The organism is Variovorax sp. 01T439_2, assembly GCF_056398445.1.
In genome coordinates, this window is sequence record NZ_JBFTPJ010000116.1 from 1 (window position 1) to 10514 (window position 10514).

Annotated in this window: 10 protein-coding genes and 1 pseudogene; 9 read left to right on the forward strand and 2 right to left on the reverse strand. The window is 66.3% G+C overall.

Features of this window, described 5'->3' with window-relative positions; all coding sequences use genetic code 11:
- Positions 1-4: 4 nt before the first annotated feature.
- From frc to AC1DOC_RS08135, 8 genes are all read left to right on the forward strand, one after another.
- Positions 5-1255 (forward strand): formyl-CoA transferase, encoded by a 1251-nt coding sequence (gene frc / locus AC1DOC_RS08100; RefSeq protein ID WP_015867254.1) that lies wholly within the window; start codon positions 5-7, stop codon positions 1253-1255.
- A gap of 206 nt (positions 1256-1461) precedes the next feature.
- The gene (locus tag AC1DOC_RS08105) at positions 1462-1791 is read left to right on the forward strand and encodes an HAD family hydrolase (protein WP_028256508.1); all 330 of its coding nucleotides are present in this window, start codon (positions 1462-1464) and stop codon (positions 1789-1791) included.
- Positions 1792-1799: 8 nt separating this feature from the next.
- The gene (gene sucC / locus AC1DOC_RS08110; protein ID WP_412511856.1) at positions 1800-2969 is read left to right on the forward strand and encodes an ADP-forming succinate--CoA ligase subunit beta; all 1170 of its coding nucleotides are present in this window, start codon (positions 1800-1802) and stop codon (positions 2967-2969) included.
- A gap of 316 nt (positions 2970-3285) precedes the next feature.
- On the forward strand, positions 3286-4185 hold the full coding sequence (gene sucD / locus AC1DOC_RS08115; RefSeq protein ID WP_018906861.1) for a succinate--CoA ligase subunit alpha: 900 nt from the start codon (positions 3286-3288) through the stop codon (positions 4183-4185).
- A gap of 43 nt (positions 4186-4228) precedes the next feature.
- The gene (locus tag AC1DOC_RS08120; RefSeq protein ID WP_436311634.1) at positions 4229-5014 is read left to right on the forward strand and encodes a fumarylacetoacetate hydrolase family protein; all 786 of its coding nucleotides are present in this window, start codon (positions 4229-4231) and stop codon (positions 5012-5014) included.
- Between the two features lie 44 nt (positions 5015-5058).
- Positions 5059-6072 (forward strand): 2-dehydropantoate 2-reductase, encoded by a 1014-nt coding sequence (locus AC1DOC_RS08125; protein WP_026284255.1) that lies wholly within the window; start codon positions 5059-5061, stop codon positions 6070-6072.
- Positions 6073-6148: 76 nt separating this feature from the next.
- Complete coding sequence (pyk, locus tag AC1DOC_RS08130; RefSeq protein ID WP_436289719.1) at positions 6149-7564, forward strand: pyruvate kinase; 1416 nt, start codon at positions 6149-6151, stop codon at positions 7562-7564.
- Positions 7565-7633: 69 nt separating this feature from the next.
- Positions 7634-8581, forward strand: coding sequence for a LysR family transcriptional regulator (locus tag AC1DOC_RS08135; protein ID WP_436311632.1), 948 nt, complete (start codon positions 7634-7636; stop codon positions 8579-8581).
- A 42-nt stretch (positions 8582-8623) separates the two neighbouring features.
- Here AC1DOC_RS08135 and AC1DOC_RS08140 read toward each other — a convergent pair whose 3' ends face one another.
- Entirely contained in the window at positions 8624-8788 is a 165-nt protein-coding gene (locus AC1DOC_RS08140; RefSeq protein ID WP_307595826.1) for a hypothetical protein, read from the reverse strand.
- 473 nt (positions 8789-9261) lie between these two features.
- Here AC1DOC_RS08140 and oxlT point away from each other — a divergent pair.
- A pseudogene (oxlT, locus tag AC1DOC_RS08145) lies at positions 9262-10286 on the forward strand (oxalate/formate MFS antiporter).
- 48 nt (positions 10287-10334) lie between these two features.
- On the opposite strand, the gene AC1DOC_RS08150 reads toward oxlT, so the two are convergent.
- A partial coding sequence (locus tag AC1DOC_RS08150) for a hypothetical protein (protein ID WP_478129641.1) occupies positions 10335-10514 on the reverse strand: 180 nt, incomplete at its 5' end.

The following is a 10514-nucleotide window of genomic DNA, read 5'->3' on the forward strand; positions in this document are numbered from 1 at the left end:
GCTGATGAGCAGCAAGGCACTTGAGGGCGTTCGCATCCTCGACTTCACCCATGTGCAATCCGGTCCCACCTGCACCCAGCTGCTGGCGTGGTTCGGCGCCGACGTGATCAAGGTGGAGCGCGCCGGCGAAGGCGACGCCACGCGCGGCCAGCTGCGCGACATTCCCGGCGTGGACAGCCTCTACTTCACGATGCTCAACCACAACAAGCGCTCGATCACGCTCGACACCAAGAAGCCCAAGGGCAAGAAGGTGCTCGATTCGCTGATCAAGACCTGCGACGTGCTGGTGGAGAACTTCGCGCCCGGCGCGCTCGACCGCATGGGCATCACCTGGGCCCACATCCAGGAGCTCAACCCGCGCATGATCGTGGCGTCGGTCAAGGGCTTCGGCCCCGGCAAGTACGAGCACTGCAAGGTGTACGAGAACGTGGCCCAGTGCGCCGGCGGCGCGGCCTCGACCACCGGCTTCGAGGACGGCCCGCCGGTCGTCACCGGTGCGCAGATCGGCGACAGCGGCACCGGCCTGCACCTGGCGCTGGGCATCGTGGCGGCGCTCTACCAGCGCAACAGCACGGGCCGCGGCCAGCAGGTGCTCGCGCCCATGCAGGACGCGGTGCTCAACCTGTGCCGCGTGAAGATGCGCGACCAGCAGCGGCTGGAGCGCACCGGCACCATGCACGAGTACCCGCAGTACCCCGACGGCAAGTTCGGCGACGCGGTGCCGCGCGCGGGCAATGCCTCGGGCGGCGGACAGCCGGGCTCGATCCTCAAGTGCAAGGGCTGGGAGACTGACCCCAACGCCTACATCTACTTCATCACGCAAGGGGCGGTGTGGCCCGCGGTGTGCAAGGTCATCGGCGAGGAAGGCTGGATCACCGACGAGGCCTACGCCACGCCGGCCGCACGCCTGCTGCACCTGAAGCCGATCTTCGCGCGCATCGAGCAATGGACCATGACCAAGGACAAGTTCGAGGCCATGGACATCCTCAACCAGTACGACATTCCGTGCGGGCCGATTCTTTCGATGAAGGAAATCGCCGCCGATCCGTCGCTGCGCGAGACCGGCACCATCGTCGAGGTCGACCACCCGACGCGCGGCAAGTACCTGACGGTGGGCAACCCCATCAAGATGTCCGACAGCCCGACCGAGGTCACGCGCTCGCCGCTGCTCGGCGAGCACACCGACGAGGTGCTGATGCAATTGGGCTACACGGCCAGCGACGTGGCCGCACTGCGCGCCGACGGCGTCATCTGAACTGAGCGCCGGTTTTTAGCAGGCTGAGGAAAACGCGGGTGGCAATGCCATCCGCGGTGGGAATTCACGGCCAATTATGTATAACTTATCGTGAATGCATTCAATAAAATAGTTTAACTATTATTTATCGATCATCGAATCTACATTTTGATCATGCCGATCCGCAAAACATTTGACGCCGGCATTCAATTTCTAGGAGAAATTTCATGATCGATGATTTGCCAATTCAATACTGGAGCAGCGAAACCGAGCGCAACGCCTACAACGCGGCGTTCTACGAATTGGGATTGCGCTGGCACTGGGACCGCGAAGTCTATTGCCAGCTGCTGCGCGAGAGCCAGGACGGCGTCGAGCGGATCTGCCATTACCTGCGCACCCACCAGCCGCATCTTCTGCGTGCCTACGACGCCAAATTCCTGGCCGAGGTGATCGAGCAGAAAAAGGAAGAGCATCAAAAGCGCGAGCTCGATGCCGGCGCCATGAAAAGGCGCTATTTCAACTGGGCCGAAACCCGCGGCGCCGAACTCGGCGCCTGAAAGCCGCCATGAATATCCACGAATACCAGGGCAAGGACGTATTGCGCAAATACGGCGTTCCCACGCCGCGTGGATATGCCTGCTTTTCGCCCGACGAGGCGGCCGATGCGGCCGCGCGGCTTGGCGGCAGGGCCTGGGTGGTCAAGGCGCAGATCCATGCGGGCGGCCGCGGCAAGGGCGGCGGCGTGCGGCTGGCCTGGTCGGCGGCCGAAGTGCGGCGCCACGCCGACGAGCTGCTCGGCATGACCCTGCGAACGCACCAGACGGGCCCGCAAGGCCGGCTGGTGAAGCGGCTGCTGGTGGAGGAGAGCGTCGAGATCGAAAAGGAGTTCTACCTCGGCATGGCGGTCGACCGCGAATCGCGCCGCGTGGCCCTGATGGCGTCGAGCGAAGGCGGCATGGACATCGAGGACGTGGCGGCGCGCACGCCGGAAAAAATCCGCAAGCTCTTCGTCGATCCGTCCACCGGCGTGAAGGCAGTCGAGGCCGATGGCCTGGCGCGCGACATCGGCTTTTCCGGAAAGCTGCTGCCGCAGGTGCGCACGCTGGTGCAGAACCTCTACCAGGCCTTCGACGCCTGCGACGCATCGCTGGCCGAGATCAACCCGCTGGCGCTCACGCGCGACGGCCGCGTGCTGGCGCTGGATGCCAAGTTCAACTTCGATCCGAACGCGCTGTTCCGCCAGCCCGAGATCGCCGCGATGCGCGATCTCGACGAGGAGGACCCGGCCGAGGTCGAGGCCTCGAAGTTCGATCTTTCCTACATTGCGCTCGAAGGCGACATCGGCTGCCTGGTGAACGGCGCGGGCTTGGCGATGGCCACGATGGACGCGATCAAGCTCTACGGCGGATCGCCGGCCAATTTCCTGGACGTGGGCGGCGGCGCCACGGCGGAGAAGGTGACCGAAGCCTTCAAGCTGATGCTGCGCAACCCGAACCTGCGCGCGATCCTGGTCAACATCTTCGGCGGCATCATGAAGTGCGACGTGATCGCGCGCGGCGTGGTGGCTGCCGCGCGCGAGGTCCAGCTGGCGGTGCCGCTGGTGGTGCGCATGAAGGGCACCAACGAGAGCCTGGGCAAGACCATCCTCGGGCAGTCGGGCCTTCGGATCATCAGTGCGGACGACATGGCGGAGGCGGCGGGGCTGGTGGTGGCTGCTGCGCGGCGGGGAGGCTAGGACCATGAAGCACCGCTTTGTGTTTGACCTACCTTGTCCGGGGCGCGCTCCCGCCGACGGGGTACCTTGCTCCGCGAATGTCCCCCGCCCTTCGGGCTCCTCCTTTATTTCGCTGCGCAAGGCACCCCATCGACGGGAGCGTTGGACAGAGCGGTGGTTGATCAGCGGTGCACAACGAGCGTGTCCTCGTGCACAGGGCATCGGGTGCTCCCCGCAGCGAAATAAAGGAGGAGCCGAAGGCGGGGGACATTCGCGGAGGGGAGTACCCGGTGGCCTGTGCACGCGCCCCGAAAAAGAACAACAGCGAGGCTGAAAAATGTCGATCCTCATCAACAAGCACACCCGCGTCATCACCCAGGGCATCACGGGAAAGACCGGCCAGTTCCACACCGCGATGTGCCGCGACTACGCCAACGGCCAGAAGTGCTTCGTCGCCGGCGTGAACCCCAACAAGGCGGGCAAGTCCTTCGACGGCATTCCGGTGTTCGGCACCGTCAAGGAAGCCAAGGCCGAGACCGGCGCCACCGTGTCCGTGATCTACGTGCCGCCGCCGTTTGCCGCCGCCGCCATTGATGAAGCAGTGGATGCGGGGCTCGACCTCGTCGTGTGCATCACCGAAGGCATTCCGGTGCGCGACATGATCCGCACCCGCCATCGCATGGAGGGCAGCAAGACCCTGCTGCTCGGCCCCAACTGCCCGGGCCTCATCACGCCCGAGGAAATCAAGATCGGGATCATGCCCGGCCACATCCACCAGAAGGGCCGCATCGGCGTGGTCTCGCGCTCGGGCACCTTGACCTACGAGGCCGCGAGCCAGCTCGCGAGCTTTGGCATCGGGCAGTCGACCGTGGTGGGCATCGGCGGCGATCCGGTGGGCGGGCTGCGGCACATCGACGTGCTGAAGCTGTTCAACGACGACCCGCGCACCGACGCCGTGATCATGGTCGGCGAGATCGGCGGCAGCGACGAAGAAACCTGCGCGCGCTGGATCAGCGAGCACATGCGAAAGCCCGTGGTCGGCTTCATCGCCGGCGCCAGYGCGCCGCCGGGCAAGCGCATGGGCCACGCGGGCGCCATCGTCTCGGGCGGCAAGGGAACGGCGCGGGAAAAACTGGCGGTGATGAAGGAGTGCGGCATCCACGTGACCGACAACCCGGCCGAGATGGGAAAGCTGCTCGCGTCGCTGGTGATCCCCGACTACCTGCCCTTCGACTGAACCGAACACAGAACCACTCCAACAGAACCAAGGAAGGCGAGACATGCAACAGCAGCAGCAGCAACAACAACGATGGGTCCGTTTCGAACACGGCGGCGAAGCGGGCTTCGGCACGCTCGAAGGCGACGCCGTGCACGAGCACCGCGGCAACATGTTCGACCGCCCGGAGCCGACCGGCCGCGTGTTCCTGCTCTCGGGCGTGCGGCTGCTCACGCCCACCGAGCCGACCAAGGTCATCGCGCTGTGGAACAACTTCCACGCGCTCGGCGAGAAGCTCAAGCTCGCGGTGCCGGCCGAGCCGTTGTACCTGCTGAAGGCGCCCAACTCCTACCTTGCGCCCGGCGCGCCCATCCGCAAGCCGCTGTGCGAGGGCAAGGTGGTTTTCGAGGGCGAGCTCGGCATCGTCATCGGCAAGGCGTGCACGGCCGTGTCCGAGGCGGATGCGCTCGGCCATGTGTTCGGCTACACCTGCGCCAACGACGTGACGGTGGCCGACATCCTGAACCGCGACGCCTCGTTCGCCCAATGGGTGCGCGCCAAGGGCTTCGACACCTTCTGCCCGATGGGCCCGGTGGTTGCCACCGGCCTCGATCCCGCCGCGCTCACCGTCACCACGCTGCTCGACGGCGAGGTGCGGCAGAACTATCCGATCAGCGACATGCGCTTTTCGGTCCAGCAACTCGTGAGCCTGATCTCCCAGGACATGACCCTGCAACCCGGTGACGTGATCCTGTGCGGCACGTCCATCGGCGTCGGCTCGATGAAGCCCGGCAGCCTGGTCGAAGTGGAGATCGGCGGCATCGGCAGGCTCGGCAACCGCTTCGGCTGAGAGACCGACCTGCGCCGGAAGAATCAACAACCTTGGGGATCGACATGAAGATAGCAGTCATTGGAGCGGGCGCCATCGGCGGCCTGGTGGGCGCAAAGCTCGCCCTGGCCGGCGAGGACGTGACGTTCATCGTGCGCGGGAAGAATCTCGACGCCATTGCCACCAACGGCTTCAAGCTCATCGGGGCCGATGGCACTGAGCAGGTGGCGCGCAACGTCAAGGCCACCGACCGCTACGAGCAGGCGGGACCGCAGGACATCGTCATCCTTGCGATGAAGGCGCACCAGGTCGAGGCGGTGGCCAACGACGTGCCCAGGCTCTTCGGGCCCGAGACCGTGGTGGTGACGATGCAGAACGGCATCCCGTTCTGGTACTTCCACAACCACGGCGGCGCGCTCGCGGGCACGCCGGTGCGCAGCGTCGACCCGAGCGGCCTGGTGGCCGCGAAGATCCCGGCCGAGCGCGTCATCGGCTGCGTGGTGTATCCCGCCTCCGAGCTCACGGCGCCGGGCGTGGTGAAGCACATCGAAGGCGACCGCTTCCCGGTGGGGGAACTCGACGGCTCTTCGAGCGAGCGCGTGAACCGCGTCTCGGCCTGCCTGGGCGCGGCCGGCTTCAAGGCGCCGGTGCTCGACAACATCCGCGCCGAGATCTGGCTCAAGCTCTGGGGCAACCTGACCTTCAACCCGATCAGCAGCCTCTCGCACTCCACGCTGGTCGACATCTGCCAGTACCCGCCCTCGCGCGAGCTGGCCGCCGCGATGATGCGCGAGGCGCAGGCGGTGGCGCACAAGCTGGGCATCGAGTTCCGCGTGACGCTCGACAAGCGCATTGCGGGGGCCGAGAAAGTCGGCAAGCACAAGACCTCGATGCTGCAGGACGTGGAGGCCGGCCGCGCACCCGAGATCGATGCGCTGGTGGGCGCCGTGGTCGAGCTGGCCCGGCTCACCGACACGCCAACGCCGCACATCGACACCGTGTATTCCCTGGTCAAGCTGCTGGCGCGTACGATGGAAGAACAGCGCGGCCGCGTCTGCCTTCACGAGATGGCGGGCTAGCTCCCTCGGCTGCGCAATCCGGCGCCGAGGGGGCGCCGGTCGTGCGCTGTGATCGATCGATGAAATGGAACGGATGATGCGACGTACACGCAGCGCGAAGATCGTGGCCACGCTGGGCCCTGCCACCACCGACGAGCCGGCCATCCGTGCCTTGTTCGAGCGCGGCGTGGATGTGTTCCGGCTCAACTTCAGCCATGGCACGCAGCATGACCATGCGCGCCGCCTCGACACCATCCGGCGGCTCGAGAAAGAGTTTGGCCGGCCCATCGGCGTGCTGCTCGACCTGCAGGGGCCGAAGCTGCGGCTGGGCACCTTCGAAGGTGGCCGCGCACAGCTCGACGCGGGTTCGCGCTTTCGGCTCGACATGGACGCCGCGAGCGGCAATGCGCGCCGCGCGCCGCTGCTGCATCCGGAAATTTTCGCGGCGCTGCAGGTGGGCACCGACCTGCTGCTCGACGACGGCAAGCTGCGGCTGCGCGTGGACAGCTTCGGGCCCGCCTTTGCCGAGACCACGGTGCTGGTCGGCGGCCCGATCTCCGACCGCAAGGGCGTCAACGTGCCGAGCGTGGTGCTGCCGATCTCGCCGCTCACGCCCAAGGACCTGGACGACCTGGCCTGCGGCCTGGCCATGGGCGTGGACTGGGTGGCGCTGTCCTTCGTGCAGCGCCCCGAGGACATCGAGGAGGCGCGCGCCATCATCGGCAAGCGCGCCTGGATCATGGCCAAGCTCGAGAAGCCCGCGGCCATCGACCACCTCGACGCGATCGTCGACCTGTGCGACGGCGTCATGGTGGCGCGCGGCGACCTCGGCGTGGAGCTGCCGCCCGAGCGCGTGCCCGAGCTGCAGCGCCTGATCGTGCGCGCCTGCCGCAAGCGCGGCAAGCCGGTGGTGGTGGCCACGCAGATGCTCGAATCGATGATTGCCGCGCCGGTGCCCACGCGCGCCGAGGTGTCCGACGTGGCCACCGCCGTGTACGACGGCGTGGATGCGGTGATGCTGTCGGCCGAATCGGCCTCCGGAAAATATCCGCTCGAGGCCGTGGCGATGATGGACCGCATCATCTCGCGCGTGGAGGCCGATGCGTCCTACCGCATCGGCATCGACGCCACGCACGAGGCCTCGCTCTCGACCACGGCCGATGCGGTGTGCGCGTCGATGCGCCAGGTGGCCGCGCTGCTGGCGCCCGCCGCCACCGTCACCTACACCTCCTCGGGTTTCACCAGCCTGCGCGCCGCGCGCGAGCGGCCGGCCGTGCCCATCATCAGCCTCACGCCCGACGTGGCCACGGCGCGCCGCATGGCGATGGTGTGGGGCGTGCACGCGGTGCTGGTCGACGACGTGCACGACGTGGCCGAGATGATCGAGTGCGCCTGCCGCAACGCCTGCACCGAAGGCTTCGCGAGCAGCGGCCGCGACGTGGTGGTGGTTGCGGGCCTGCCGTTCGGGCTTTCGGGAACGACGAACCTGCTGCACGTCGCGCGCATACCCTAGGCGGTTCACGCGAGCGGACTCGGGCGCAGGTACGATGCCCGCTCGATTGCAGCAGCCACCTTTTTCCGAATGAAGCACGCGACCCTGCGCCAGTTGAAAGTCTTCGAAGCGGTGGCGCGGCTGCTGAGCTTCTCGCGCGCGGCGGAGGAGCTTCACCTGACGCAGCCGGCCGTTTCCACGCAGGTGCGCAAGCTCGAGGAACACGCGGGCAATGCGCTGTTCGAGCAGTTCGGCAAGAAGATCTACCTGACGCCGGCCGGCACCGAGCTGCTGCAGATCAGCCGCGCGATCATCCAGCAGTTCGAGGCGGCCGAGAACGCGATGCTGCAGTTCAACGGCGTCTCGGGCGGCAAGCTCAACGTGGGCGTGATCAGCGCGGGCGACTACTTCTTTCCGCGCCTCCTGGTGGAGTTTGCGAGCCGGCACCGCGGCGTCACGCTGAACTTCACGGTGCACAACCGCGAAGGGCTCATGACCCACATCGCCGAGAACCTCACCGACCTGGCGATCATGGTGCGCCCGCCGACCGACCTGGACACCGTCAACCAGCCGTTCGCGCCGCATCCCTACGTGATCGTCGCGGCACCCGGCCACCCGCTGGTGGGCGTGCCGCGCATCCCGCTCGCGCGGCTCATGCGCGAACCCTTCGTGGTGCGCGAGAAGGCCTCGGACACCTGGCATTCGATGGAAGAGGGCTTCGGCGGCGACCTGCGCGGCATCAACATCGCGATGGAGATCCGGAGCACCGAGACCATCAAGCAGGCCGTGATCGCGGGCATGGGCGTGAGCTTCGTGTCGGCCCACACCATCAGCCAGGAATTGCGCGCCGGCAGCCTGCGCGTGCTCGACGTCGAGGGCTTTCCGCTGATGCTCAACTGGTACGTGGTGCACCGGCGCAGCAAGCGGCTGCCGCCGGTGGCGCAGGCCTTCAAGGACTTCCTGCTGGCCGATGGACCCGCGCTCATCTCGCAGATCGTGCCGTTCGGAAGCTCCAACGAAAAAGAGCGCGGCGAGTAACTCGCGCGCGCTCTTCGGTGAGAGTGAATGGGCTGCTGCGGCTCAACGCTGCACGGCCGCCGAACGGCGCTGCATCAGCGCGGCGCGTGCGGCCTTGTAGAAGATCACGATGGGCATGGCGGCGAACAGCTCGCGCATCGCATTGTTGGCGGTCGACGACGAGGCCGGTGTGCGGAAGGCGCTGGAATTCAGGGTGGTGTGGCTCATGAGAGGCTCCAGGAAGATTGAATCGAAAAGACTGAAGGGATTACCCTCGATTTTAGGGTTTACCCTAGACGAGCGCAAACGCGATTTTCGCGTTTCTTGACCTAGGTCAATTTTTTCGGACGCAAACGGGTCCTGCATGCGCGGGCTCCTGCAGCGCCTCGCGGGGCCTTCCGGCAGGCGCGCAACGCGCATCGGCACGCACCCAACACCCCTTCGCGAACCATCGAGACTTCGAGCCCGCTAGGGATACCACGGGGGTCTCGCGAGAGCGCGATTCGTATGAACTTGACTGCGGTCAAGAGTTTTTGGGTCGCTCGGTCCGACAGTCATTCACGCGCAGAAACTGGCGATCCCACTGCCGTGTAGCGATGTCAAAAAAAGCCTCGTCGCCTGTCGATGCGCATCGATCGCTCGACTGATTGCTCCGTATTCGCAGCCTGTCGGAATTCAACGAAAACACTTAGGACAACTCCATGACCCGGCCCACCTCCACGATCGCAGGTTCCAATCCTGCGATGTATTCCCCATCCGAAACCTACGGCACCGGCGCGACCCGTTCCGAGGCCTACCGATGGGGCCAGCTGCTGATCGGCATCGTCTGCATGGGGGCAATGCGCTCAAGTGGTTTCCCGACCGGCGCGGCCTTGCGGCCGGCATGACGGCCGCGGGCTTCGGCGCGGGCTCGGCGCTCACCATCATCCCTATCTCCGCGATGATCCGCACCAGCGGCTACGAGGCGGCGTTCCTGTATTTTGGGATCGGGCAGGGACTCATCGTGTTCCTGCTCGCATGGATGCTGACCCGCGCGCCCCACCACGCGAAGGCATCGAACAGTCGCAACGTGCAGCAGGCGGGCCGCGACTACGCGCCCTCCGAGGTGCTGCGCTCGCCCGTCTTCTGGGTGATGTACGCGATGTTCGTGATGGTGGCCGCGGGCGGCCTCATGGCCACCGCCCAGCTCGCGCCGATCGCGCAGGACTTCAAGATCATGGACGTGCCCGTCAACATCATGGGCCTGGTGCTGCCCGCGCTGACCTTCGCGCTGGCGATCGACCGCGTGCTCAACGGGCTCACGCGGCCCTTCTTCGGCTGGGTGTCCGACAAGATCGGGCGCGAGCAGACGATGTTCATTGCGTTCGCGCTCGAGTCGGTGGGCATCCTGATGCTCTATCACTACGGCCACAACCCGATCCTCTTCGTGGTGCTCACCGGCATCGTGTTCTTTGCCTGGGGCGAGATCTACAGCCTCTTTCCTTCGACCTGCGCCGACACCTTCGGCTCCAGATACGCGGCGTCCAACGCCGGCATGCTCTACACCGCCAAGGGCACGGCCTCGCTGCTGGTGCCGCTGTCCAGCGTGCTTGCGGCAGCCACAGGGAGCTGGCAGGCCGTCTTCATTGCCGCGAGCGCGGTCAATGCGGCTGCGGCGCTGCTGGCCTGGTTCGTGTTGCGGCCGATGCGGCGCAAGCACATCGAGCAGAGCCGGCTTTCTTCGTAGTCTGTTCATGGTTCGCGCGGCAGGCCGGCAGGCGCGCCGCACGCCGCCTCAGCGCAGGCCGATGCGCGAGGCGCGCGAGCGCAGCAGCTCGGCCTGTGCCGGATCGGTCGGCTCGATGTCGTCCGCCGCAACCTGCAGCGCGCGCATCTGCTCCACCTCGCCGATGATCTTGTTCGGGCTCAGCAGGGCCTCGACCAGCATCAGGGTTTCGTCGAGCAGCCCCTTGAA